This is a genomic window from Nocardia iowensis (assembly GCF_019222765.1).
Taxonomy (GTDB): domain Bacteria; phylum Actinomycetota; class Actinomycetes; order Mycobacteriales; family Mycobacteriaceae; genus Nocardia; species Nocardia iowensis.
The window spans coordinates 5,866,081-5,889,497 of sequence record NZ_CP078145.1 but is presented as its reverse complement, the minus strand read 5'-3'; the positions used below and the strand labels follow the sequence as shown (position 1 = coordinate 5,889,497).

Annotated in this window: 27 protein-coding genes; 19 read left to right on the top strand and 8 right to left on the bottom strand. The window is 64.9% G+C overall.

The window, feature by feature from the left end; all coding sequences use genetic code 11:
- Window positions 1-118: 118 nt before the first annotated feature.
- The 10 genes from KV110_RS27050 (at window position 119) to KV110_RS27005 (ending at window position 10,045) form a co-directional block, all read left to right on the top strand.
- Entirely contained in the window at window positions 119-922 is an 804-nt protein-coding gene (locus tag KV110_RS27050) for a helix-turn-helix transcriptional regulator (RefSeq protein WP_218470066.1), read from the top strand.
- Window positions 919-2,355, top strand: coding sequence for a Fe-S cluster assembly protein SufB (sufB, locus tag KV110_RS27045; protein WP_218470065.1), 1,437 nt, complete (start codon window positions 919-921; stop codon window positions 2,353-2,355). The genes KV110_RS27050 and sufB overlap by 4 nt, the downstream gene beginning before the upstream one ends.
- A complete protein-coding gene (sufD, locus tag KV110_RS27040) occupies window positions 2,355-3,602 on the top strand; it encodes a Fe-S cluster assembly protein SufD (protein WP_218470064.1) in 1,248 nt (415 codons plus the stop codon). Before sufB ends, sufD begins: the two co-directional genes overlap by 1 nt.
- A gap of 37 nt (window positions 3,603-3,639) precedes the next feature.
- A complete protein-coding gene (sufC, locus tag KV110_RS27035; protein WP_218470063.1) occupies window positions 3,640-4,416 on the top strand; it encodes a Fe-S cluster assembly ATPase SufC in 777 nt (258 codons plus the stop codon).
- A 1-nt stretch (window position 4,417) separates the two neighbouring features.
- A complete protein-coding gene (locus tag KV110_RS27030; protein WP_218470062.1) occupies window positions 4,418-5,671 on the top strand; it encodes a cysteine desulfurase in 1,254 nt (417 codons plus the stop codon).
- A gap of 3 nt (window positions 5,672-5,674) precedes the next feature.
- Entirely contained in the window at window positions 5,675-6,154 is a 480-nt protein-coding gene (gene sufU, locus KV110_RS27025; protein ID WP_218470061.1) for a Fe-S cluster assembly sulfur transfer protein SufU, read from the top strand.
- Window positions 6,151-6,519 carry a metal-sulfur cluster assembly factor gene (locus tag KV110_RS27020; RefSeq protein WP_218470060.1) on the top strand — a complete coding sequence of 123 codons (369 nt, stop codon included), beginning with the start codon at window positions 6,151-6,153 and terminating at the stop codon, window positions 6,517-6,519. Before sufU ends, KV110_RS27020 begins: the two co-directional genes overlap by 4 nt.
- 292 nt (window positions 6,520-6,811) lie before the next feature.
- Window positions 6,812-7,078, top strand: a complete 267-nt coding sequence (locus tag KV110_RS27015; RefSeq protein ID WP_218470059.1) for a hypothetical protein — start codon at window positions 6,812-6,814, stop codon at window positions 7,076-7,078.
- Entirely contained in the window at window positions 7,071-9,533 is a 2,463-nt protein-coding gene (locus tag KV110_RS27010; RefSeq protein WP_218470058.1) for a TPR repeat domain-containing protein, read from the top strand. Before KV110_RS27015 ends, KV110_RS27010 begins: the two co-directional genes overlap by 8 nt.
- Window positions 9,530-10,045 carry a DUF3558 domain-containing protein gene (locus KV110_RS27005; protein WP_218470057.1) on the top strand — a complete coding sequence of 172 codons (516 nt, stop codon included), beginning with the start codon at window positions 9,530-9,532 and terminating at the stop codon, window positions 10,043-10,045. Before KV110_RS27010 ends, KV110_RS27005 begins: the two co-directional genes overlap by 4 nt.
- A 56-nt stretch (window positions 10,046-10,101) precedes the next feature.
- On the opposite strand, the gene KV110_RS27000 is transcribed toward KV110_RS27005, so the two are convergent.
- On the bottom strand, window positions 10,102-10,419 hold the full coding sequence (locus tag KV110_RS27000; RefSeq protein WP_218470056.1) for a WXG100 family type VII secretion target: 318 nt from the start codon (window positions 10,417-10,419) through the stop codon (window positions 10,102-10,104).
- 138 nt (window positions 10,420-10,557) lie between these two features.
- Here KV110_RS27000 and KV110_RS26995 point away from each other — a divergent pair, with 138 nt between their 5' ends.
- From KV110_RS26995 to KV110_RS26975, 5 genes are all read left to right on the top strand, one after another.
- Window positions 10,558-12,204, top strand: coding sequence for an alpha/beta hydrolase (locus KV110_RS26995; protein ID WP_343224203.1), 1,647 nt, complete (start codon window positions 10,558-10,560; stop codon window positions 12,202-12,204).
- Between the two features lies 1 nt (window position 12,205).
- Window positions 12,206-12,778, top strand: a complete 573-nt coding sequence (locus tag KV110_RS26990; RefSeq protein ID WP_218470054.1) for an LppA family lipoprotein — start codon at window positions 12,206-12,208, stop codon at window positions 12,776-12,778.
- A gap of 149 nt (window positions 12,779-12,927) precedes the next feature.
- Window positions 12,928-13,353, top strand: coding sequence for a DUF4189 domain-containing protein (locus KV110_RS26985; protein ID WP_218470053.1), 426 nt, complete (start codon window positions 12,928-12,930; stop codon window positions 13,351-13,353).
- A 176-nt stretch (window positions 13,354-13,529) separates the two neighbouring features.
- Entirely contained in the window at window positions 13,530-13,955 is a 426-nt protein-coding gene (locus KV110_RS26980) for a DUF4189 domain-containing protein (protein ID WP_218470052.1), read from the top strand.
- A 7-nt stretch (window positions 13,956-13,962) separates the two neighbouring features.
- Entirely contained in the window at window positions 13,963-14,409 is a 447-nt protein-coding gene (locus tag KV110_RS26975) for a DUF4189 domain-containing protein (protein ID WP_218470051.1), read from the top strand.
- A gap of 56 nt (window positions 14,410-14,465) precedes the next feature.
- Here the strand turns inward: KV110_RS26975 and KV110_RS26970 are convergent, their stop codons facing one another.
- The 3 genes from KV110_RS26970 to KV110_RS26960 are packed head-to-tail and all read right to left on the bottom strand — an operon-like array spanning window position 14,466 to window position 17,061.
- Entirely contained in the window at window positions 14,466-15,128 is a 663-nt protein-coding gene (locus tag KV110_RS26970; RefSeq protein ID WP_218470050.1) for a methionine ABC transporter permease, read from the bottom strand.
- 11 nt (window positions 15,129-15,139) lie between these two features.
- Window positions 15,140-16,189, bottom strand: coding sequence for a methionine ABC transporter ATP-binding protein (locus KV110_RS26965; RefSeq protein WP_218470049.1), 1,050 nt, complete (start codon window positions 16,187-16,189; stop codon window positions 15,140-15,142).
- Entirely contained in the window at window positions 16,186-17,061 is an 876-nt protein-coding gene (locus tag KV110_RS26960; protein ID WP_218470048.1) for a MetQ/NlpA family ABC transporter substrate-binding protein, read from the bottom strand. Before KV110_RS26960 ends, KV110_RS26965 begins: the two co-directional genes overlap by 4 nt.
- Before the next feature lie 132 nt (window positions 17,062-17,193).
- On the opposite strand from KV110_RS26960, the gene KV110_RS26955 reads away from it, so the two are divergent.
- From KV110_RS26955 to KV110_RS26945, 3 genes are all read left to right on the top strand, one after another.
- The gene (locus KV110_RS26955; RefSeq protein ID WP_218470047.1) at window positions 17,194-18,060 is read left to right on the top strand and encodes a MetQ/NlpA family ABC transporter substrate-binding protein; all 867 of its coding nucleotides are present in this window, start codon (window positions 17,194-17,196) and stop codon (window positions 18,058-18,060) included.
- Between the two features lie 190 nt (window positions 18,061-18,250).
- Complete coding sequence (locus KV110_RS26950; protein ID WP_218470046.1) at window positions 18,251-18,790, top strand: hypothetical protein; 540 nt, start codon at window positions 18,251-18,253, stop codon at window positions 18,788-18,790.
- Window positions 18,791-18,840: 50 nt separating this feature from the next.
- Window positions 18,841-19,455 (top strand): hypothetical protein, encoded by a 615-nt coding sequence (locus tag KV110_RS26945; RefSeq protein ID WP_246634003.1) that lies wholly within the window; start codon window positions 18,841-18,843, stop codon window positions 19,453-19,455.
- A 1-nt stretch (window position 19,456) separates the two neighbouring features.
- Here the strand turns inward: KV110_RS26945 and KV110_RS26940 are convergent, their stop codons facing one another.
- Entirely contained in the window at window positions 19,457-20,272 is an 816-nt protein-coding gene (locus KV110_RS26940; RefSeq protein ID WP_246634002.1) for a helix-turn-helix domain-containing protein, read from the bottom strand.
- 86 nt (window positions 20,273-20,358) lie between these two features.
- Between KV110_RS26940 and KV110_RS26935 the strand changes: the two genes are divergently transcribed.
- Window positions 20,359-20,736: a nuclear transport factor 2 family protein gene (locus KV110_RS26935; RefSeq protein ID WP_218470044.1), complete on the top strand. Its 378-nt coding sequence runs from the start codon at window positions 20,359-20,361 to the stop codon at window positions 20,734-20,736.
- A 7-nt stretch (window positions 20,737-20,743) separates the two neighbouring features.
- Here the strand turns inward: KV110_RS26935 and KV110_RS26930 are convergent, their stop codons facing one another.
- The 3 genes from KV110_RS26930 to KV110_RS26920 are packed head-to-tail and all read right to left on the bottom strand — an operon-like array spanning window position 20,744 to window position 23,401.
- On the bottom strand, window positions 20,744-21,298 hold the full coding sequence (locus tag KV110_RS26930) for a GNAT family N-acetyltransferase (protein ID WP_218470043.1): 555 nt from the start codon (window positions 21,296-21,298) through the stop codon (window positions 20,744-20,746).
- 34 nt (window positions 21,299-21,332) lie between these two features.
- Window positions 21,333-22,265 carry a non-homologous end joining protein Ku gene (gene ku / locus KV110_RS26925; RefSeq protein WP_218470042.1) on the bottom strand — a complete coding sequence of 311 codons (933 nt, stop codon included), beginning with the start codon at window positions 22,263-22,265 and terminating at the stop codon, window positions 21,333-21,335.
- The gene (locus KV110_RS26920) at window positions 22,262-23,401 is read right to left on the bottom strand and encodes a lycopene cyclase family protein (RefSeq protein WP_218478932.1); all 1,140 of its coding nucleotides are present in this window, start codon (window positions 23,399-23,401) and stop codon (window positions 22,262-22,264) included. The genes ku and KV110_RS26920 overlap by 4 nt, the downstream gene beginning before the upstream one ends.
- Window positions 23,402-23,417: the final 16 nt, after the last annotated feature.

The window sequence follows — 23,417 nt, the reverse complement described above, 5'->3', positions numbered from 1 at the left end:
TGGCACCACCGATTCCGCGCGAACCCGCCCCTGAGCAGCGGTCCATGCAGGTCATGAGGGCCGAGAACTCAGGGCACCCTTATTAGATTTCGGGAAGGAATTCCGCCACACTGATGTTGTGAAAACCGTGGGTTTGCGGAATGAGGACGAACGGGCTGGTCGCAAGACCGGCACCGAGTCTTCGGCTGCGCCCGCGGCGGTCACCGAGGGACACACCCGCGCGGCTATCGTCCAGCTGCTGCTGGAGGAGGGCCCGATCACCGCGACCGCCATCGGGACCACCCTCGGGCTGGCCCCGGCCGGGGTGCGCCGTCACCTCGACGCGTTGATCGACTCCGGTCAGGCCCGGGCCAGCAGGTCCGCGCCGTGGCAGCAGAAGGGCCGCGGCCGCCCCGCCAAGCAGTATCAACTCACCGCGGCGGGACGTGGCCAACTGGGTCACGCCTACGACGACTTGGCAGGCGCGGCGATCCGCCAGCTCGGCGAGATCGGTGGCGAACAGGCCATCACCGAGTTCGCCAGGCGACGGGCCAGGACTATCGTGGCCGGGATCGCACCGGTCGAGGAGCACACTCCGCAACACACCGAGGCCAAGGCCGAGGAGATCGCGGAGGCGTTCACCGAGGCCGGTTTCGCCGCCTCCACCCGCAAGGTGGGTGCTGGTGTGCAGATCTGCCAGCACCACTGCCCGGTCGCGCACGTCGCGGAGGAATTCCCGCAGTTGTGCGCGGCGGAACTCGACGCGTTCCGTGACCTGCTGGGCACCCACGTGCAGCGGCTGGCCACAATCGCCAATGGCGACTGCGCGTGCACGACGCACGTGCCGCTGCTCGTACTGCCGATCACCAAAAAAACTTCACCAGAAATCGCTGCACAGCCCGCAGCGGTACGAACGAACGACTCCGGAAGGAGTGCCGAATGACGACAACCACCGACCAGGTGCAGCCGCTCACTCAGGAAGAGACCATTGCTTCCCTGGGCAAATACGGCTACGGCTGGGCCGATTCGGATGTGGCCGGAGCCAGTGCGCAACGAGGTCTGTCCGAGGCGGTTGTCCGCGACATCTCGGCGAAGAAGAGCGAGCCGGACTGGATGCTCGACATCCGGCTGAAGGCCCTGCGCATCTTCGATCGCAAGCCCATGCCGAACTGGGGCTCCAACCTCGACGGCATCGACTTCGACAACATCAAGTACTTCGTGCGCTCCAGCGAGAAGCAGGCCGCCACCTGGGATGACCTGCCCGCCGACATCAAGAACACCTACGACAAGCTCGGCATCCCGGAGGCGGAGAAGCAGCGCCTGGTCTCGGGTGTCGCGGCGCAGTACGAGTCGGAGGTCGTCTACCACTCCATCCGTGAGGATCTGGAGAAGCAGGGCGTGATCTTCCTCGACACCGACACGGCGTTGAAGGAGCACCCGGAGATCTTCCAGCAGTACTTCGGCTCGGTGATCCCCGCGGGCGACAACAAGTTCTCCGCGCTGAACACCGCCGTGTGGTCGGGTGGCTCATTCATCTACGTGCCGCCGGGCGTGCACGTCGACATCCCGCTGCAGGCCTACTTCCGGATCAACACCGAGAACATGGGCCAGTTCGAGCGGACCCTGATCATCGTCGACGAGGGCGCCTACGTGCACTACGTCGAGGGTTGCACCGCGCCGATCTACAAGTCGGACTCGCTGCACTCCGCGGTGGTCGAGATCATCGTGAAGAAGGGCGGCCGCTGCCGCTACACCACCATCCAGAACTGGTCGAACAACGTCTACAACCTGGTCACCAAGCGGGCCAAGGCGGAGGCGGGCGCGACCATGGAGTGGGTCGACGGCAACATCGGCTCCAAGGTCACCATGAAGTACCCGGCGGTCTGGATGACCGGCGAGTACGCCCGCGGCGAGGTGCTCTCGGTGGCGTTCGCCGGCGAGGGCCAGCACCAGGACACCGGCGCGAAGATGCTGCACCTGGCGCCGCACACCTCCTCGAACATCATCAGCAAGTCGGTGGCGCGCGGCGGTGGCCGGGCTTCCTACCGCGGCCTCGTGCAGGTGAACAAGGGTGCGTACGGCTCCAAGTCGACCGTGAAATGTGATGCGCTGCTTGTCGATACGATCAGCCGCTCGGACACCTACCCGTACGTCGACATCCGCGAGGACGACGTGACGATGGGTCACGAGGCCACCGTGTCGAAGGTGTCCGAAGATCAGCTCTTCTACCTGATGAGCCGCGGCATGACCGAGGACGAGGCAATGGCCATGGTGGTGCGCGGCTTCGTCGAGCCCATCGCCAAGGAACTGCCGATGGAATACGCGTTGGAACTGAACCGGCTCATCGAGCTGCAGATGGAAGGGGCCGTTGGCTGATGGCGACTGGTGACAGTAGTTTGTTGGGTCGCTCCGCGGGCTCCGCTCTGGCCGAAGCGGTCGAGGGCGAAAACCCTACGGCCAAGCCGATTCAGAACCCGGGCGCAGGAGCCGCGATCAACAAGGGCGAGGTCTTCACCTCGTTCGACGTGAACGCCTTCGAGGTGCCGTCCGGCCGCGACGAGGAGTGGCGGTTCACCCCGCTGCGCCGGCTGCGCGGCCTGCACGACGGCACCGCCGTCCGGGACGGCCGCGCCACCGTCGAGGTCAGCTCGGTCGAGGGTGTTCAGGTCGAGACGGTCGATCGGTCCGACGAGCGGCTCGGCGCCGCGGGTGAGCCCGCGGATCGTGTTGCCGCCCAGGCGTACTCGGGCTTCGAGTCGGCCACCGTCGTGTCGGTCGGCGCGGAGACCGAGGTCGCCGAACCGGTCGTCGTCACGGTCACCGGACCGGGGCAGGACAAGACCGCCTACGGCCACCTGCAGATCCGGCTCGCCAACTTCGCCACCGCCACCGTGGTCATCGACCAGCGCGGCAGCGGAACCTACGCGGAGAACGTCGAATTCGTGCTCGGTGACAGCGCGAAGCTGACCGTCGTCGCGGTCCAGGACTGGGCCGACGACGCCGTGAACGCGACCGCGCACCACGCACTGCTCGGCCGCGACGCCACGCTGCGGCACATCGCGGTGACCCTCGGCGGCGACCTGGTTCGGCTCACCGGAACCGTCCGCTACGCGGGCCCCGGCGGCGATGCCGAACTGCTCGGCCTCTACTTCGCCGATGCGGGCCAGCACTTCGAGCAGCGCCTGCTCGTCGACCACTCGCAGCCGAACTGCAAGTCGAATGTGTTGTACAAGGGTGCGCTGCAAGGTGATCCGCAGTCGCCCAAGGGCGACGCGCGCACCGTGTGGGTCGGCGATGTGCTGATCCGCGCCGCCGCGGAAGGCACCGACACCTTCGAGGTGAACCGCAACCTGGTGCTCACCGACGGCGCCCGCGCCGACTCGGTACCCAACCTGGAGATCGAGACCGGCGAGATCGCCGGGGCCGGGCACGCGAGTGCCACCGGCCGTTTCGACGACGAGCAGCTGTTCTACCTGCGCGCCCGCGGCATTCCGGAAGATGTGGCGCGACGCCTGGTGGTGCGCGGCTTCTTCCAGGAGATCATCCAGAAGATCGCGGTCCCCGAGATCCGGGAGCGGCTGGAGTCGGCCATCGAGGCCGAGCTCGCCGCTGTCGGCGTCTAACCCGAACCACACACCTTCACAAAGGAACTCGAATTCGATGACCACCCTGGAAATCAAGGACCTGCACGTCGAGGTCGCCAACCCGGACGAGTCCGGCGAGCCCATCAAGATCCTCAAGGGCGTGGACCTCACCATCAAATCCGGTGAGACGCACGCCATCATGGGCCCCAACGGCTCCGGTAAGTCGACCCTGTCGTACGCGATCGCCGGGCACCCCAAGTACACGGTGACCTCCGGCTCGATCACCCTCGACGGCGAAGACGTCCTCGCGATGTCGGTCGACGAGCGTGCGCGCGCTGGCCTGTTCCTGGCCATGCAGTACCCGGTTGAGGTGCCTGGCGTCTCCACATCGAACTTCCTGCGTACCGCCGTCACCGCCGTCCGCGGTGAGGCGCCCAAGCTGCGGCACTGGGTCAAGGAAGTCAAGGAGTCGATGAGCGAGCTGGAGATCGACCCCGCCTTCGCCGAACGCAATGTGAACGAGGGCTTCTCCGGTGGCGAGAAGAAGCGGCACGAGATCCTGCAGCTCGGCCTGCTGAAGCCGAAGATCGCGATCCTGGACGAGACCGACTCGGGCCTGGACGTCGACGCGCTGCGCATCGTCTCCGAGGGCGTCAACAAGTACAAGGAGCGCGAGAACGGTGGCGTGCTGCTCATCACGCACTACACCCGGATCCTGCGCTACATCGAGCCGGAATTCGTGCACGTCTTCGTCGGCGGCCGCGTCGTCGCCGAGGGTGGTTCGGAACTGGCCGACGAACTCGACGCCAACGGCTACGTACGTTTCACTCAGACAGCTACTGCGGGAGCCTGACATGACCGCCACGGTCCGTACCCTCGACGTGGCCCGCATCCGGGCCGACTTCCCGATCCTGAGCCGCACGGTTCGGGACGGGAAACCGTTGGTGTACTTGGACTCCGGCGCGACTTCGCAGCGACCCCTTGCAGTGCTCGACGCGGAACGCGAGTTCCTGGTCACCCACAACTCGGCGGTGCACCGCGGTGCGCACCAGCTCGCCGAGGAAGCGACCGACGCCTACGAGGACGCCCGCGCCGCCATCGGCCGGTTCGTCGGCGTCGACGCGGGTGAGATCGTGTTCACCAAGAACGCGACCGAATCGTTGAACCTGGTGACGTACTCGTTCGCCGACCGCCGATTCCCGTACCACGTCGGCCCCGGCGACGAGATCGTGATCACCGAGCTGGAGCATCACGCGAATCTCGTTCCGTGGCAAGAGCTCGCGCGCCGGACCGGTGCGACATTGAAGTGGTACGGGGTCACCGACGACGGCCGGATCGACCTCGATTCGCTCGAATTATCGCCCGCCACCAAGGTTGTCGCGTTCACCCACCAGTCCAACGTGACCGGGGCCATCACCGATGTCGCCGAAATAGTGCGCCGCGCTAAGGCGGTCGGCGCGCTGACGGTGCTCGACGCCTGCCAGTCGGTGCCGCACATGCCGGTGAACTTCCGCGAGCTCGGCGTCGACTTCGCCGCGTTCTCCGGACACAAGATGTTCGGCCCGTCCGGTGTCGGCGTGCTGTACGGCCGCCGGGCGCTGCTGGAGGAGACCCCGCCGTTCATCACCGGCGGTTCGATGATCGAGACCGTCTTCATGGAGGGCAGCACCTACGCGCCGCCGCCGCAGCGGTTCGAGGCCGGCGTGCCGATGACCTCCCAGGTGGTCGGATTGGGCGCTGCCGTGCGGTATCTCGAAGCGCTCGACATGGAAGCCGTTGCCGCGCACGAACATGCGTTGGTCAGTGCCGCGATCGATGGTCTGCACGCGATCGACGGTGTGCGGATCATCGGTCCCCTCGAGAACGTGGACCGCGGTGGCGCGGTGTCGTTCGTGGTGGACGGGATCCACGCCCACGATGTCGGGCAGATTCTCGACGACGAGGGCGTCGCGGTGCGGGTTGGTCACTTCTGCGCGTGGCCGCTGCTGCGCCGGCTCGGCGTTCCGGCTGCCGTGCGCGCTTCGTTCGCCGCCTACAACACACTCGACGAGGTGGACGCACTGGTTGCCGCCGTGCGGAAGGCTCAGAGCTTCTTCGGAGTTGTATAGAACATGCGCATGGAGCAGATGTACCAGGAAGTGATCCTGGACCACTACAAGCACCCGCACCACCGCGGGCTGCGGGAGCCGTACGGTGCCGAAGTGCACCACGTGAACCCGACCTGCGGTGACGAGGTGACCCTGCGCGTCCAGCTCGACGACAACGGCGACGTCGCCGACGTCTCCTACGACGGTCAGGGCTGCTCGATCAGCCAGGCCGCCACCTCGGTCCTCACCGACCAGGTGATCGGGCTGCCGGTGCAGCAGGCGCTGAAGGTGGTCGACTCGTACAACGAGATGATCTCCAGCCGCGGCACCATCGAGGGTGACGAGGACATGATCGGCGACGGCATCGCCTTCGTCGGCGTCTCCAAGTACCCGGCGCGAGTGAAATGCGCATTGCTCGGCTGGATGGCGTTCAAAGACGCGGTGGTCCGGATAACCTCGGCAGAAGAGGCAAAGCGTTCGATGGGAAATGGGGACCAGGCATGAGCGACACACCGGCAACCGAGACAGCCGAGCAGGTCGAGCTGTCCGCCGAAGACATCAAGCGCCTCGAGGACCTCGAGGAGGCGATGCGCGACGTCGTCGACCCCGAACTCGGCATCAACGTGGTCGATCTCGGCCTCGTCTACGGCCTGTCCGTGCAGGACGAAGTGGCCATCCTGGACATGACCCTCACGTCGGCGGCCTGCCCGCTCACCGACGTCATCGAGGACCAGTCCCGCAACGCCCTCGTCCGCAGCGGCCTCGTCGACGACCTCAAGATCAACTGGGTCTGGATGCCACCCTGGGGCCCGGACAAGATCACCGAGGACGGCCGCGAACAACTCCGCGCCCTCGGCTTCACCGTCTAGCACGAACCACCCAATCGGCCCGGCTCACCCCGGGCCGATTTCGTTTTAGCCCAGGGCGGGCGTCTCGGCGCCTCAAACAAGCCTTGAGTGGCGCAAGGCTGCGGCGAACGCCGACAAGGTGTGCCACTCGACGCGATTGCTGGGCGACCGCCGCCATTTCGCGGACTGGTCGACGCTCTGGCAGGCGTCTGCGGCAACTCTGAACGGAAACCAATTCTGTTACGATCCAAGCTGATTCGCTGAGCAGAGGGGTCGGGGGTTGTTAAAAGCTGACGTAGACCAGATCCGCGCCATGGCAGACAAACTGTCGCGTGTCGGCACGGAGATCGACAGCCTCGATGTGCGTACCGGGGCAGCGGGATTGCATGTGGCGCTGCCGGGATCGGACATTCCACGGGCCATCGAGTTGGCTGCTGAGTTCGTCGAGGGTGCGTACCTGCGCGTCGCCGAACGGATGCGGGACGTCGCGAACAAGTCGGCGGCGGCGGCCGACAATCTGCAGGTTACCGACACCCAATTCGCCGACCTGCTGCACGCGATGGACGTGCACCGTGCTTAGCCCCGGCGATGTCGAACGGTGGGATCTCGGGGCACTGGCAACGTGGGTGGCCCAGCTCGGTGCTTCGCGGACAGCCATGATGGAGCGACTGGACTTCGCCCGCAGCCACTTCGACGGGGTCCGCCAAGATTGGCAGGGCGTCGCCTACGAGGCCGCCTACAACCGGATCGGCCAAGACCACGAGCAGGGCAAGAAGCTCGCATATGAGGTCGATGAGCTGGTCGATCTCGCGACCAAAGGCGCCAGCACGGTGGCCGCGCACCACGCCGCCTTGCTGGCGAGGTTGAATGATGCGCGGGCGGCGCAGTTGTTTGTCGACGACGCCTGGAAGGTGTTGGACAAGGAGGGCGTCGACGCCGAAGTGATTCGGGCGCACCAGGAATCTATCAACGGCGCCTATTTCCCGTTCCGGGACGCGGTCGAGAACCTGGCGAAGCAGATCGGCGACCAAGCGCTGGAGATCAGGTCGGCCGGTGACCTGCTCGGTTCGAGTCTCGACGTCGCCGACGCCGACAACCAAGCCGCTCGGTTCGGCAGTCAAGACGGCAAGGCGCTCTCGGAAGCGGCCCGCACCCGGGATACCGCGATGCTGGATCAGATCGCCTCTGATATGCCCGAACATGTGCTCAGTCCGGAAGAGTTGCGCCGATTGGCTGCGGGTGAAGAGGTCAGTACCGTTCCGGCCAGCGTGCAGGATTACTACAAGGCGCTGTATCAGGAGGCGGGCAAGGAAGGCGTCCTCGCGCTGAACGAACGCCTTGCGGCGCGAGAACAAGCCGGCGACCCCGTCGCGGCGATGAAGCGCGATAACCTCGCCAACTCGTTGATGGTGGTGTCGAACGAGCGGATCGGCTCTGGAGACAAGAAGGGCTCCTACGCCGATTTACCTGCTGGATTGCGTGAGCTGGTCTCGGGCCGGTACGAAGAGCGCGACGACACTGTGATCGACGGCCAAGTCCCGGTCCGGGAACAGATGCTGCAACAGGCGGCACTCGCCGAATTGCTGACCCAGGCCAACCCCGGCTACGAACCCGGCCAAACCATGGGCATCGAACTGGGCAGGCAGAGCGCCAGCCTCGCCGAATACGTCGAACACGGCAAGTCGGACTGGGACGGCTATCCACCCGGCTTCAACACGGGCGATCTCGACAAAGTGGAGGACGCGAGTCGGCAGTTCCTCGAATCGAGTACTCGCAACACCGAATCCAGCTACGCCCTGCTGACGGGGAAGGATCCCAGTACCCGCCAGGACATCCCGGGCGACCTGTCCTTCGGCGCGGGGGAGGAGCGATACGACCCGGAGCCGTTCGATCGGGACAAGTTCGCCGCATCAATCTTCCAGCACGAATGGTCCGACGACGGTAAAACCGCTGCGGGACTGTATGAGTGGATCGCGGACGGCACCGACAAGCCCGGGCAGGAGGGGGTGCTGGCCAAGCAGGCGCTGGCGGAGTTGCCGGATGTCTTCGCGCCGGAGGAGAAAGACGACGACTCCGGGAGGCCGAAGCTGAAGGAGGGGGAGAACGGCACGATATTCGAGGATAATGCGAAGGCATTCGTCACCAATCCAAAGCTCGCGGACGGGCTTTCGCATGTGCTGGCGAACAATATGGAGACATTCGTGAATCCGCTGACGAGGGACACCGGGATCCTCGACGATCCGATGTTGCAGGGCGATCAGCACAACGTTCGTTTCGAACAGTTGGATGCCGACCGACTACTGTTTCTCTCCAGCCAGTCCGAGGGCGGACGATTCAATCTCGAATTTGCCCGGCAAACGTACGAAGCCGATATGTTGCAGCGCGCAGTCACCGAAGTTGGTGGCGACCCGCAGAAATGGCTCGGTATCAACGCACCCCACCTCGCCGACCTGGACGGGCGAGTCACTTACGCTTCGGTGAACGCGCTCACCTATCAGGCGGAAAATGCCAGTGAAGACGCGTTCAACGAGAAGCAGAACACGTATGAAATGCGGCAGAAGGTCGGCGATATCGTCAAGTCGCTGACCCTGGACAACTTGGAGGTTCCTGGGCGGACGCCGGTCAGTGTGATCGGTAACCAAGTACTCGAGGTCGCCAAGGACGCGGGTTATGACGCGGCGATGGAGAAGTTCAACCCCGAACCCGAGAAAGAATACCCCGTCTACCCGAATCCTTCCCAGGCGACGGGGGAAGCCAACCAGCAGATCATTCAGCAGTTGTTCACCACGCTGCATGCCAATGGGCAATTACCCCCGGAGTTCGTGGGCTCCGACGGTAAACCGCTCGACGTTGCTCCCTTCATCGGCACGCCACGGGAGCCGACCCTGAATCAGTTCCTCAGTGACCGCAATCTGCTCACCTTCACCGATAGCTACGCCGACGATCACGCTTTCACATCCCTTGTCGGCACAGCTCAACGGCCCGGAGATCTGACCTACCTGGTGACCGGCAAACCCCCGGAGCCCGCGAAATGAGCGGTGCCGTGCTGCGGGGAGTCAGGGGAGTTATCTGCGCCGCGCTGCTGTGTACGTCACTGTTCGGCTGCTCGCGCGATGAAGCGCCCGCCGATACCAGTTCGACGAAATATTTGTATGATGAAGTGTTCAACCCGTGCCGTGAGATGCCGAGCAAGTTTCTTTCGGAACACCAACTCGAAACCACGCCAGAACCCAATGACAACCTTATCGATGGCTACATTTATTGGGGTTGCGAGTATCCCGGCCAGGCTTACGATTTCGGGGTTTACGTCAGCAACATGCCGCTGAGTGCGCTCGGTCATACGCACGCAGTTAAACCTGCACAGATTGCCGGGCGGGCCGCGAAAATACAATCGTTACCGCTCGAAAAGATTTCCTGCAATCTGTATATCGAAATGACAGGTGGGCTACTGGCGTTAGGGCTTACGCTCAAGTCCCCGATCGAGGCGTGCCCGACACTCAGCACCGTGGCCGAGGACCTCGTACCCCTCCTCCCGCCTGGTGTTTAGCGGGCGGAGCGCCCGGAGGTGTTGCTCCGCGAGTCGTAGCCCCTGGCGACTCGTGTTCAGAGGTCGAGGCTGGATTGGGTCAGCTGGTTGGTTGTGGTGGCTCGGGATTGGTCCTGGGACTGGAGGGTGTTCGCTGTGGTGGTCAGCGATTCCGAGAGTTCGGCCAGGTTTTGTTGCAGCGTGGTTCGGCGCGTGTCCAGGTAGGTGGTGAACCGGGTGAAGGCGCTCGACGACGCTTCCTTCCAGCCATCGCGGCTGTTGGCGATCGCTTGGTCGGTGGCTCGCAGGGTCGCACCCGCGTCGTTGTACAGCAGATCGAGCCGACCGGCCGCACCGCGGAGGATCTCCGGATCGATCGAAACGGAATCACCCATGGAAGCCCCCTGTGCGCACGGAATTGCTGTGGTCGTTCGCTACGATACCTATAGTCGCTAAGTAGTTCTGACTCTATGGGGGGACGCCGGTCGATGCTGCTACCGGACATTCGTTGGTGGAATGAGCTCGCTTTGGAGATGCTGGAGACCTCGCTGTCTCGCCGCATCGCCACGGTCGAAGATGTCACCAACCAGCTCGCTGACATCGGCAAACTCCCAGGTTGGGAGGGTGATTCCGCGAATGCGGCGAGGCGCAGGTTCGTCGTGACCGCGGACCAATTGATCGATGAAGCCGCCGTGCTCGGCGCCGTCCGAGAATTGGCGAAGCAGACCAGGGAAGCCGTCAAGCACCTCAAGGAAACCTTGGCCACGATCGAACAGACCGCCGCGGCGAACGGACTCGAAATCTGGGACGCCGGGCACGTCACGATCGCCGACGCGCCCAACGCGCCCGACGCGGCGTCGGTAGAGGCCTTGCGGGTGGAACTACAGGACGCCGTGCACGCGGTGATGCGCCAGGCCGACGACATCGACGCGGACGCTGCGGCGGTACTGAATAAAGCCGCCGACGGCCAGATCGACGACAAGGGCGCTACCGACGTGGCGGCGGCCTCCGCTGCCGGTGCGTCGCAAGGCGGATTGACCGCTCCCGCGCCGCCGGAGAACGGGACGCCGCAGCAGAACAAGGAATACTGGGATGCAATGGACGAGCGGCAGCGTCGTGAGGTCATCGAACAGCATCCCGAGTGGGTTGGTAACCGGGACGGGATACCGTCCATGGCGCGGCACGAAGCGAACGTCAACCGCATCGATGACGAGCGGGCCCGGTTGACGCAGGAACGTGACGCCCTGCAGGAGAAGTTGAAGGACGCGCCCGCCGGGTCGAGGTATCCGAACGCACCGGATCCGTATGGCGAGGAGAAAGCGGAACTGGCCCGGGTTGAGGCGAAGTTGAAGGATCTCGACTCGATCGACCAGATCCTGAAGGACCGCCCGCTCGATCCGGCCAACCCGGACAACGGCGCACGCCTGCTGTTGCTGGACATGCAAACGGGGGACAAGGGGATGGCCGCGATTGCCGTCGGTGATCCCGATAATGCTGACCATGTCTCGGTCACCGTCCCCGGTGTTTCGACGACCGTGCAGTCGTTGGACGGCATGACCCGCGAGGCGGAGGCGCTGCAGCGAGAGGCGAAATTCCAACTGAACGAAGAGGGCCGTCCTGGCCAAAGGGTGGCGTCGATAGCTTGGCTAGGGTATGAACCGCCGCCGGAAATCGGGCCGGAGGCGGCGAGTGCCGATCGAGCCAAAGACGGCGCACCCAAGCTGGCGAACTTTTTCGAAGGTCTGGATGTGGCATCGAACAAACCGGATCCGCACATCACGGCGCTGGGGCACTCCTACGGGTCCTACACGACGGCGCTGGCATTACAGGATTCCGGCCGAGGCCAACCCGTCGACGATGCCGTCTTCTACGGCTCACCCGGTATCAACGCCAACGACGAACCGGATCTCGGACTCCCACAGGGCCGCGGCTACGTGATGCGGGCACCCGACGACCCGATCACCTTGGCCGACGGCTTCGGCACGTTTGGCCCCGACCCGGTGACCACGAAGCTGGAGCAACTCTCCGTCGCCGAGACCACGACGAAAGACGGCGTACATCGCGAAGACTCCAACGGGCACAGCGAGTATCCGCGGCCGAGTGCTGACGGCACACTGCGCACCGCCGGATACAACATGGCAGTAATCATCGCCGGACTACCGGAACTGGCGGTGCGCTGACATGACGAAGAAGACGGCCGTCCGAATACTTTTATCGATCGTCGCAGCGGCGGTCCTGAGTGGATGTGGAGACAGTTTGAAGGACCCCTACCGCCCGGCGCCGAAGGAGGACATCGCGCACGCCGAGGCCAAGATGCGGGAGTTGCCGTCTGTCGAAGCCACTGAGCGAGAACTCGCGGCGACGATCCAGCAGATCGCGGACGGTGCCAAAATCGTTGCGCCTGAACTCGACTGGCGCACTGAGGTCAATCGCGGGCAGGGCACCCTCGGCTGCCCGTCGCCGTACCTCGAGACCGACGGAGTTTCGATGACCACCGACTCCCTCGTATCGTCGGTGCCGATCAGCGACACCCAGTGGCCCGACGTACTGAAGGTCGCGCGCGACATCGCCGCACGGAACGGCATAACTGCGCTCACCGTTCGCGCGGACACGCCCGGACACCACGACATTGTTCTGCACTCGCCGGATCACGGCAACGAGATCAAAATCGGCACCCGCAAGGCCGCCATTATCACCGGACTAACCGGTTGTCGCTACCGGGAAGAAGACCTACGGAAGCAACCCGGGAACTGAGCGCGGGCGGCTCGTCGGCCTTTGTGTGGCAAGGCCTGGTGGTCGGTGCAACATCGGAACCCACTGGGCCGCAAACCAATACTGGACATAACAGGCACCGCTCGGCGATGATCAGCTCCGCGTTACTTCTTTGAACGGGGAGGACCATCGTGTCACTTCTAGGTAGAGCCGCGCTCGGTGCTGCTCTGACATCCACCGCGGCACTCACCATCATGGGGGCGGGCTCGGCCGCTGCGGCGAGCAAATACTATGGGACGCTGGCGGTTTCGCCGGGCACTGGAAAGGTGGTCGAGGCCACCGATCACCCCACCTGGGTGGCGGCGGACGCGGCGGCGATCCGGGACTGCGGCGTCTACGACTGCCAGATCGTGGTGCGGTTCTCCGATGGTTGTGCGGCTGTCGCGCGGGGCGCCGACGGAAGGTTCGCGGCCGACTCGGCGTCGTCGCGGGCGGACGCCGAGCGGCTGGCGGTCGCCAAGCTCGGCGAGAGTGCGCCGCCGTTCCCCGACCTCGGCAGCGCATCGCCGCGGGCGGCGAGCGTCGTGCTGTCCTCGTGCACCAAGAACGCGAGCTGAACCTCGTCACGATCCGTCACCACCCCATCATCGGGGTGAAATTTGAGAGATTCGTTTCGAAATCCTCTGTGTATGAATATGTTTCATAGGGCAGGCGGATCAATATGATTTGGACAATCCGGACGCGGTGCACCATGATCTGACCCGGAAATATTTCTTTTCTCGGGGAGATCACAATGTCTTTGTCGCGCAAGGCCGTCATGTGCCTGGTCGCATCATCCGCCGCCACCCTGGTCGCAGCGGGCGCCGCACAGGCCGAGCCGGGTGGGGACGGCAGGTACTACGGCTCGATCGCACTGAACTCCAAGTCCGGTGCGACCGGCGCGGCCTGGAACTACCCGAGCTGGGCGGAGTCGGATACCGACGCACTCGCTGAGTGCGGCAGCTGGGACTGCTTCGTCGTCGTGCGCTTCGCCGATGGGTGCGGTGCGGTCTCGGCGACCTCGGACGGCAACTGGGCCGTCGGCACCGGCAGCAGCCGTGCCGAGGCGGAACGGGCGGCCATCGCCAACCTCGGACCGTTGGCGCCGCCGTTCCCGAACTTCGGCAGCTCGGCGCCCAAGTCCGCCGAGATCCTGCACTCGGCGTGCACTCCAGAGTAGTCGAGCCATGAAGTACTCACCTGGCCGGGGAACCATCGCCATGTTCGCCTCGGCGGCAGTAGCTTTCGTCATCGCGGGTACTGGGCAGGCCGACGCCGAACCCGGCCCGGACGGCTCCTACCATGGCTCGCGCGCGATCTCGGTTGATTCGACCGGCGCGATCACCGCGGTGGCATTCAACTACCCGAACTGGGCGGAATCCGATGTCGACGCCATTGCGACCTGCCGCCGCAAGGGCGGGTCGAACTGCGAGATCATCGTCCGTTTCGTCGATGGGTGCGGAGCCATCGCGGAGCGCGACGGTCGCTACCTCGGTGCCGTCGGCGCTACCCGGTCCGAGGCGGAGCGAGCGGCGATCGCCGCATTCGGGCCGCCACCACCGAGTTTCGGCAGTTCGGCACCGAGTGCCGCGCGGATCGTCGACTACACGTTCTGCACCACGAGTCCGGAATAGCTCCGCCGTTGGTGTCCGGATCTTCCGTCCGGACACTCAACGAGCGTCCCATCAACTCAGCGGCGCAACACCTTTCGGGCCAACCAGTTCCCGAAGAACTGGATCCCCTGCACCCCGGCGATGATGATCAGCGTGGCCACCAGGGTGACCTGCCAGTCGAACCGCTGATAGCCGTAGACCAGCGCGAAATCACCCAGCCCGCCGCCGCCGACGGTGCCCGCCATGGCGGACATGTCCACGATCGCGATCACCACGAAGGTGTAGCCGAGCACCAAGGGGCCGAGTGCTTCGGGGATCAACAGGGTCAAGATGATTCGGAGCGGGCCCGCGCCGACCGCTCTGGCCGCCTCGATCACGCCGGGGTCGACGGTCACCAGGTTCTGCTCCACGATCCGGGCGATGCCGAACGACGCCGCCACGATCATGACGAACGCCGCGGCCTCCGTGCCGATGGTGGTGCCGACCACCTCCAACGTCACCGGGCCCAATGCGGCGAGCAGAATGATGAACGGGATCGGCCGCACCACGTTCACGATCACGTTGAGCAACAGGTTGATCGGGGCGTTCGCCAGCAGGCCGCCCTTGCGGGTGGTGTAGAGCATGGTGCCGAGGAACAGCCCGATCAGTCCGCCGACCACGAAGGTGAGCAGCACCAGATAGATGGTGGTGCCGATCGCCTCGTTCAGGACCGGCCGGAGTTTGTCCCAATCCGTATGCATCGGTACCCCTTTCAGTCCGTGCTGGTCTGTTCGAGCGGCCTGCGCACCGGCACCGGCAGGTGATCGAGCTCATCGATCACCTTGTCGATCGCGTCGTCCGCGCCATGCAGCGCCAGGGTGACGCTGCCGAATGTCTTGTCCTGCAACGTGCTGACCCCGCCGTAGACCACTTCGAAGCGGACGTCGGCGTGCGCCGCGGTGGCCAGCGCCGCCCCGATCCCGCGCCGATCGTCGATGTCCACCGTGACGAGCCTGCCGCCGTGTAGTTCGGCCAGCCTGCGCAGTTCGTTCTCGGACGGCCGATTGTGCAGCACGGTTTCCACGAACGACCGCGTCGGCGCCGCCTGCGGGGTGGCGAAAACCTCGAAGGTGCTGGCAAGTTCGACGATCCGCCCCTCCGCGAGCACGGCGACTCGGTCGGCCACCGCGCGGATGACATCCATCTCATGGGTGATCACCACGATGGTGACGCCGAGTTCGCGGTTGATCTTCTTCAGCAGCCGCAGCACCTCGCCGGTGGTTTCCGGGTCAAGTGCCGACGTCGACTCGTCCGCGAGCAGTAGCGACGGCGAGGTCGCCAGTGCACGGGCGATGCCGACCCGCTGCTTCTGGCCGCCGGAGAGCTGATCGGGGTAACTGCGGGCCTTGTCGGAGAGCCCGACGAACTCCAGCAACTCGGCGACCCGCGCCTTGCGTTCGGCCCGCTTCCACCCCGCCACCTTCAGCGGATACTCGACATTGCCTGCGGCCGTGCGCGATCGGAATAGGTTGAACTGCTGGAACACCATCCCGATGTCCCGCCGCAGCCGCCGCACCTCGGCCTCCCGCACCCCGGTGATGGGAGTGCCGGAGACCTCGACGGTGCCGCTGGTCGGCTTCTCCAACGCGTTGATCAACCGGACCAGCGTGCTCTTGCCCGCGCCGGAATAGCCGATCACGCCGAAGATTTCGCCGTGCTCGATCCGCAGGTCGATACTGTCGAGCGCGACCTGAGCGTCCTTACCCTTGCCGAAAACCTTGGTGACCGAACGGAACTCGACCGCAGGCGGCTGCTCGCTCACTTGCCGTCGCGGATGGTCTGCTGCACCCGCTGCAGGATCTGTTCCAGCTCAGCGCCGGTGCGTCGCACCTCGACGGCGGTGCCCTTGGTGACCTCGCTGTGCGCCTGCTGCACCGCCGGGTCGTGCCAGAGCTCGACCAGCTGCAGCAACTTCGGATCGTTCTTGTCCTCGGCCCTGGTCACCAGCGCGTTGATGTACGGCTCGGCCGCCGGGTTGTTCGGATCATCCTTGTACAGCGCCGAATTGGGGTCGATGCCGGAGCGGTCGAGGAAGGTGTTGTTGATCACCGAGCCGTCCACCGAGGCGAGCGAGAGCGCGGTCTGCGCCGCGTCGACCGGGGTCACCCGGACCTTGGACGCCCCCTTGTCGATGTCGGCGGGGGAGGGCGCCTTGGTATCCGAGGACAGCTTCAGCAGGCCCGCCGCTTGCAGCACGAATAGCGCCCGCGCCTGGTTGGTCGGATCGTTCGGGATCGCGATCTCCGCGCCCTGCGGAATGTCGGCGACCGCCTTGTGCTTCTTGGAATACAGGCCGAGCGGCACGATGTAGGTGGAGCCGATCGGGGTCAGGGTGTCGTTGTTGGCGACGTTGTAGGCACCTAGGAACTGCAGATGCTGAAAGAGATTCACGTCGATCTGCCGCTGCGACAGCGCGAGATTCGGTTGCTGGTAATCGGAGAAGTTGGTGATCTTCAGCGTGATGCCCTTGTCCTTGGCCCGCTGCTCGAAGACGTCCCAGGCTTTGTCCTTGTCGGTGGTGCCGATCCGCACTACCGTGTCGGAGGATGCTTTGTCGTCGGAACCGCACGCCGTCAGGGTGAGGGCCGCGGTAGCTACCAGGACCGGGATCGCCAGTACCCGATGGAATTTCACTCGTGCTCCCGAAACGCTTGTCGCAATATGAACCCGGTAATCCAAGCGATCCGGCAACCGGTGCGGCAACGGTTCGAATTGTGGTGAGCGAAACCCTTTTCAAAACCTGGACGGTCGTCTAATTTGCTCGCAATGCGCTTGATGTACCGCCTACTGCTGATTCCGATCCTGTCCGCGCTCACCGTCGCCGCCGTTTCCTGTGGCGCGGAACACCGCGGCGACGAGATCCGGATCGGTGTGAACGATCTCGCACTGCCGCACTGGGACGTCTACAAGAAGAAGGCCGCAGATCAGGGCATCACCGTGGAGTTCGTCAACTTCACCGACTACAACCAGCCCAATCCCGCACTGGCGCAACGCCGCATCGATCTCAACAAGTTCCAGCACGTGCGGTACCTGGCCAACTACAACGCGCGCAACAACGACACGCTGGTGCCGATCGGCGCGACGGAGATCTTCCCGCTGGCCTTGTACTCGCGTAAACACAAGTCGGTCGCCGACATTCCCCGGGGTGGCCAGATCACGTTGAGCAACAACCCGGCCAATCAGGTGCGTCCGCTGCTGAGCTTGGCCGCGGCCGGGCTGATCGTGCTGAAGGGCGGCGCCAGTTGGGATTCGAGGCTGGAGGACGTGGACGCCGACGCCTCGAAGGTGCAGCTGACCACCATCGACCCGACGCTGACCGCGCAATCCCTCGGCAGCGTCGACGCCGCCTTCGTCGACGACACCTTCGCCAGGCCCGCCGGTTTGACCGCGAACGAGACCATCTACACCGACGATCCGGAACGGCCGGAACTGAAGCAGTACATCAACATCTTCGCCGCCCGCGCCGAGGACAAGGACAACCCGACGTTGCTGAAACTGGCCCAGCTGTACCACGATCCGGAGGTCGAGGCCGCGGTCCGGGCCGAGACCGGGTACCAAGGCATCTTCAAGACCAATGACCCGGACGACCTACAGGCCACGGCGGTCGAACTGGAAGCCAGGTTCCGCAAGTAGTTCTTCTCAGGGGCGCGCCGAGGGCACCCGCAGCCTCCCGCTGCAGCGGTTGTATTCGGTTGCGGTTGGCTGCGTCGGCGGGTCGTCGGCAAGCCGGTCTGCGAGGTAATTTTCGCCCCAATTTCCTGGTGTTCGTGGCGTTGCCCGGCTCTACACTGGGGCCTTCATTCGAGGTGACAGGGGGCTCTACATGTCAGCGACGCTGCAAACACTGGAGGTGCGGGTGACCAGTTTGGAGACCAAATACGGGGTGCTGGACGAGGACCGGCGCGCGTACGAGGACGCGATCTTCCAGACGAACAGGAAGGTGAAGAAGATCCGCCGGGTGGTGCGGGGGATCCAGCAGGAAGTCTGGGAGGTCCGGGAGGACTTCGGGGTGTTCCGGCTGGAGATGGGAGCCTTCAGGCAGGAGATGGGGGTCTTCAAGCGGGAGATGGGGGCTTTCAAGCAGGAGATGGGGGTCTTCAAGCAGGAGATGGGGGTCTTCAAACAGGAGATGGGGACCTTCAAACAGGAGATGGGGACCTTCAAACAGGAGGTCCGCGACGAATTCGCGGCGGTCAAGCGGGATGTATCGGGACTGAAACGGGACGTCTCCGCTTTGCAGCAAGACGTGGCCGAGTTGAAGCATGACGTGGCCGAGTTGAAGCACGACGTGTCAGGGTTGAAGCGCGGCGTCAGTGCCATTGCGGCGCACTTCGGGATCGCGATTCCCGAGGTCGACGGCTAGTAGTAGTCGAAATCCCTGCGGGTGGCGTCCACACCGGCCATGATTCCGGTGTGGACGAGCAGACGTACATGCGATCGCGGGTGGGGTTGCATGCGGCGGCGGAGTTGTTGGTGGCGGGGCCGCAGTATCGGCAGTACGGGACGATTCGGTTACGGGTTGTGCATCGAGGATTCGGGGGTGTGCAGTGGCCGGTTTCGGTGGTGGGGACCGAGTTGGTGTGGCCGGAGGGCCGGGCGCCGTTGCGGGGGTCTTATCGGGATGTCGGGAAGGCGGCCGGGTTCGAGGCGGAGGCGCCGAAGGGGTTGTACAAGGACACCACAGGGGTCGATCCGGATAGTGAGATCGACATCGATCCTGCTGTGGCGCAGCAGATAGGTGCGTGGTTTGCGCTGGGGGACAAGGCTTTGCGATGTTTGGCCCCGGACGCGACGCCGGTGTTGTGGCCGGAACATTTCGATCTGTCCAGCGCGGCAGGCGAGGTGAATTACGGAGTGTCGCCGGGGGACGCAAGTCACCCGGGGCCGTACGCCTATGTCGGTCCGTGGACGCCCCGCACCGGGGAGTTTTGGAATGCCTCGTTCGGGGCGTTGCGTCCGCGCGACGAGGTGAACACGGTGGCGAGCCTGCTGGCATTCTTCGAGCAAGGACGCGCGGCAGCGGCCTGACCTAGCCCTCCACCGCGGTCGGCTCGGCCGCGGTCTCCCGAGCAAGTGCGTATAAGTAGTCCGAAGTCGTTGCGTCGGAAGGAAAGTAGGCTTCAACGGCGATCTCATCGAGGGTGATGTCGAAGGGCGCACCGAACGTGGTGATCGTGTTGAAGAAGCACAAATCGGTGCCGCCGTGCCGAATCCGGATCGGCAGTGCGACTTGCGCGGGGTCGATCGGAATCGACTCGGCCGCAGGATAATACGAGCTCAATTCGTCGTACAGGGCGCGCAGGTCGGGATCGCCGGTCTGTGCGGCTTGACGAGCCAGGCGCGGCAACAGGAACCCGCGCACCTGGTCCAGGTTGCGCAAGCGTCGCGCGAACCCTTTGGGGTGCAACCCGAGCCGCATCATATTGGTCGGTTTTCGCAGCAGAGCCGGATCGACATCGTCGAAGAAGACGCGCGTGGCCGTATTCGCGAACAACAGATTCCACCGGCGATCAACGGCCAGCGCGGGATAGGGCTCGTGCACGTCGAGCACCCGCCGGATGGCGGCACGTGCCCGGGTCAACTCCGGATCGTCCGGTGCCCGTTCCCGGTAGACGGGCGCGTGCCCGGCCGCGACCAACAACCGATTACGTTCGCGCAGCGGAATATTCAGCTGTTCGGCGAACCGCTCGACCATCACCGCACTCGGGATGGTTCGCCCGGTCTCGACGAAACTCACATGCCTGGTCGAGATGTCGGCCTGAATGGACAGCTCGAGCTGGCTCAGCCCGCGCCGAAGCCGCCACTCCCGCAGCAGCTCACCCACCGGACGATGATCGTGATCCACCCGACCAGTATCGCCGCGCAATCGGCAGGCGGCCATTACATGCCTGGTAATCGACAGTCCGCAGCCCCGACTGCGACGGTGGCCGCATGACCGAAACCCTCGCTACGCGCAACAAGAACCTCGTCCTGCACGGCCTCGCGGAATTCGCCAAGGGCAGCCTCGACGCAATGCGCGAGCTGCTACACGAGAACTTTGTCGAGCACGCTCCCGGAAACCCTTCCGGCAGAGACGCTTTCCTAGAGTTCACCGCGAACTCCCAGGTCGCGTTAGCGCGGCTCGACATCAAACGAGTGATCGCCGACGACGATTACGTCGTCGTGCATTATCACATGATTCCGCGAGATAACCCGCGCGGCATTGCCGTCGTCGACATCTGGCGGTTGATCGATGGCCTGATCACCGAGCACTGGCATGCGGCGCAGCCGGTGCCGGACGAGGACCAGATCCCGAATGGAATGTTCTGAGAATCCGTCAGCGAGCCATCCGGTTGTCACCGGCCAGGCGACCCCTGCGGATGAGCGCCCGCTTGGTGCCGGGCGCGATGGCCGCCGGGGTGAGCTGGGCCTCCGGATCGGGATCATCGGGATTCGGCCGGACGAACAGTGTCACCGTCGCCGCGGGGGTGAATCCGCTGCGCGTCATCAAGGCTGTCGAGGCGGCGTTGCGGTCTTCCACATCGGTGACGATGCGCCGGGCGCCGCGCGCGAACAGCGCCTCCGAGCAGACATCCACCAGCCGCCGGGCGATGCCGTGGCCCTGCATGTCCGGCGCGACCGCGATCCACTCGAGGTAGGCCCAGTCGTCCCGGTTCTCGAATTCCATGGACCCGAGTACAAAACCGACTACTCGGTCGGAATCGAGGGCGACCCAGCACGCGTTGTCGGGGCTGTCGAGGTGCTCGGCTACCGAGGTCAGCGACCACGAGGTGTACGGCTTGGCGGTGACGTCGAAGACTTCGTGACCGAGGTCCAGGACCTGGCGCAAGTGGCCGAGACCCATCGGGACGATCACAACGGCAGAATCCATGCCGACAGTTTGCCAGCCGGAAACGTTCCCGCCCTCACGCGCCCTTGCGCGCCGCCGTCTTCTTGGCCGCCTTTTTCGCCGGTTTTGCGGCGGCCTTGGCGGCGGTCTTCTTGGCGGGGGCCTTTTTCGCCGTCTTCTTCGCCGGTGCGGACTTGCCGTTGTCGTCGCCGCCGCCCGAGGCGCGGCGACCGCTGGCTTCCAAGCTGCGTTGCAGCGCGGCGACCAGGTCGACCACCTCCGCATCCATCTCGGCGGGCGCGGCCTCCGGCTGTTCGGGCACTTTGCCGGTGCCACTGGCGATCGCCTCGTCGAGCAGGCGCTTGAGTTCGATCTGGTACTCGTCGGTGAACTGGTCCGGGTCGAAATCATCCGACATGGTCTCGACCAGCGTCTCGGCCATCTTGACTTCCTGCGGGCGCGGCTCGGCGACCCCGTCGAGGGATTCGAAGTCGACCTCGCGCACCTCGTCCGGCCACAGCAGCGTTTGCAGCACCAGCATCCCGTCGCGCACCCGCAGCGCCGCCAGCCTGGTCTTCTGCCGCAGCGTGAAGTGCACGAGCGCGGTGCGATCGATGCGCTCCAGCGTCGTCGCGAGCAGCACGTACGCCTTGGGTGTGCTGGAATCGGGCTCGAGGTAGTAGCTCTTGTCGAACAGGATCGGGTCGATCTGCTCGGACGGGACGAACTGCAGCACCGGGATTTCGTGCTTCTCGGCGGCGGGCAGTTTGGCGAAGTCCTCGTCGGTCAGAATGACCTTGTCGCCGTCGGGTGATTCGTACGCCTTGTCGATGTCGGCGTATTGCACGGACTTACCGCACACCGTGCAGACACGGTCGTATTTGATCCGACCTCCATCCTTGGCGTGCACCTGATGGAATCGGATGTCGTGGTCCTCGGTCGCGGTGTAAACCTTGACCGGGACGTTAACCAGCCCGAATGCGATCGAGCCCTTCCAGATCGACCTCATACCTCCATGATGGCGGAAGGCATTCGAATACGCGAGCGAATCGGAATCCAGAGTGTCGCGGCCGCGACGCGCCGACGCAGTGGGGGCGGGAGTGTGGTGAAAAGCCGCCGCATCGCGGTCACGGTGCCGCTCAGGTCGGTCCGCCCCGAAAGATAGGCGCGTTGCGAATCAGCGGGCAGGGCGAAAAATGCGTCGAAGAAGACGGGGACATCGGCGGGCGGGAGCGCGAGCAACGCACGCAAGCCCGCCGCGCGGAGGCGGTACACGGCACGCGCCGATATCGGCCACGCCGGTGTTCCCGCGGCGACCATGTCGGCGGCGGCAAGGGAGGCGGCCACGCTGTAACCGGTGGCCGGATGAGCGAACCCACCTGCCGCGCCGAATGTGTGTCGCCCCGGTCGGCCACCCTCGACCGGAAAACGCACCCGCTCGATCCGTTCGTCACCGGTGAATTCGATTCCGCGGGACCGCAATCGGTGATGCAGCCGGTCACGCAACGCCGTGCCGTCGAGCGCGGGTCGCCCCACCAGGCAGGTTTCCTCCAGCAGCATCGCCCCGCCGCCGAGCGGCACTGCGTAAAGAAACGAGCGCGGCGCGTCGGCGGGTGCGCCGTTGTCCGTCCGCCAGTCCATGAACAGCGGCTCGATCCCGGCGCACTGCCGCTCATCGAGGACGAGCCCGTAGGCCGTCTGCTCGGCCAGTGCGGGGGACCGGGCGATGCCTCGTGCGTCGATGACCCGTTGGGCCGTCAGCGTCCGACCAGAGGCCAGCGTCACCGTCTCGGGCGTGAGCTGCACCGCGCGATCGGCGATCACCTCGGCACCGGCCAGCTTCAGCGACGTCTGCAGGCGCGCCGTATCGAATACGACGTACCGCCGGTCGATCCGATGAGCGCGCGTTCCCCAGGCCATTGGCTGTTCGACCGTGGCCGCTATCGCCGCAGGGTCCAGCCATCCGGGCAACTCGTCGCCCCACGCCGCATAGGTTGCCGACCACAACCGATCCGGTACCGGATCGACGGCAGTTACGGATAGTCCCCGTGCGAGGCAGCGATGCGCCAGCGCCCTGCCCGCCGGGCCGAGGCCGCAGACAATGACGTCAGCGCTCCCGCCGCCTGGCGAATCCCGGACGGCCATGGTCGTTTCGGCAGTC

What these genes read in the sequence shown, in the direction of transcription:
- sufB (WP_218470065.1), top strand. Translation starts at nt 919, where the DNA reads ATGACGACAACCACCGACCAGGTGCAGCCGCTCACTCAGGAAGAGACC.
- sufD (WP_218470064.1), top strand. Translation starts at nt 2,355, where the DNA reads ATGGCGACTGGTGACAGTAGTTTGTTGGGTCGCTCCGCGGGCTCCGCT.
- sufC (WP_218470063.1), top strand. Translation starts at nt 3,640, where the DNA reads ATGACCACCCTGGAAATCAAGGACCTGCACGTCGAGGTCGCCAACCCG.
- KV110_RS27030 (WP_218470062.1), top strand. Translation starts at nt 4,418, where the DNA reads ATGACCGCCACGGTCCGTACCCTCGACGTGGCCCGCATCCGGGCCGAC.
- sufU (WP_218470061.1), top strand. Translation starts at nt 5,675, where the DNA reads ATGCGCATGGAGCAGATGTACCAGGAAGTGATCCTGGACCACTACAAG.
- KV110_RS27020 (WP_218470060.1), top strand. Translation starts at nt 6,151, where the DNA reads ATGAGCGACACACCGGCAACCGAGACAGCCGAGCAGGTCGAGCTGTCC.
- KV110_RS27015 (WP_218470059.1), top strand. Translation starts at nt 6,812, where the DNA reads ATGGCAGACAAACTGTCGCGTGTCGGCACGGAGATCGACAGCCTCGAT.
- KV110_RS27005 (WP_218470057.1), top strand. Translation starts at nt 9,530, where the DNA reads ATGAGCGGTGCCGTGCTGCGGGGAGTCAGGGGAGTTATCTGCGCCGCG.
- KV110_RS27000 (WP_218470056.1), bottom strand. Translation starts at nt 10,419, where the DNA reads ATGGGTGATTCCGTTTCGATCGATCCGGAGATCCTCCGCGGTGCGGCC.
- KV110_RS26995 (WP_343224203.1), top strand. Translation starts at nt 10,558, where the DNA reads ATGCTGGAGACCTCGCTGTCTCGCCGCATCGCCACGGTCGAAGATGTC.
- KV110_RS26990 (WP_218470054.1), top strand. Translation starts at nt 12,206, where the DNA reads ATGACGAAGAAGACGGCCGTCCGAATACTTTTATCGATCGTCGCAGCG.
- KV110_RS26980 (WP_218470052.1), top strand. Translation starts at nt 13,530, where the DNA reads ATGTCTTTGTCGCGCAAGGCCGTCATGTGCCTGGTCGCATCATCCGCC.
- KV110_RS26975 (WP_218470051.1), top strand. Translation starts at nt 13,963, where the DNA reads ATGAAGTACTCACCTGGCCGGGGAACCATCGCCATGTTCGCCTCGGCG.
- KV110_RS26970 (WP_218470050.1), bottom strand. Translation starts at nt 15,128, where the DNA reads ATGCATACGGATTGGGACAAACTCCGGCCGGTCCTGAACGAGGCGATC.
- KV110_RS26955 (WP_218470047.1), top strand. Translation starts at nt 17,194, where the DNA reads ATGCGCTTGATGTACCGCCTACTGCTGATTCCGATCCTGTCCGCGCTC.
- KV110_RS26950 (WP_218470046.1), top strand. Translation starts at nt 18,251, where the DNA reads ATGTCAGCGACGCTGCAAACACTGGAGGTGCGGGTGACCAGTTTGGAG.
- KV110_RS26935 (WP_218470044.1), top strand. Translation starts at nt 20,359, where the DNA reads ATGACCGAAACCCTCGCTACGCGCAACAAGAACCTCGTCCTGCACGGC.
- KV110_RS26930 (WP_218470043.1), bottom strand. Translation starts at nt 21,298, where the DNA reads ATGGATTCTGCCGTTGTGATCGTCCCGATGGGTCTCGGCCACTTGCGC.
- ku (WP_218470042.1), bottom strand. Translation starts at nt 22,265, where the DNA reads ATGAGGTCGATCTGGAAGGGCTCGATCGCATTCGGGCTGGTTAACGTC.
- KV110_RS26920 (WP_218478932.1), bottom strand. Translation starts at nt 23,401, where the DNA reads ATGGCCGTCCGGGATTCGCCAGGCGGCGGGAGCGCTGACGTCATTGTC.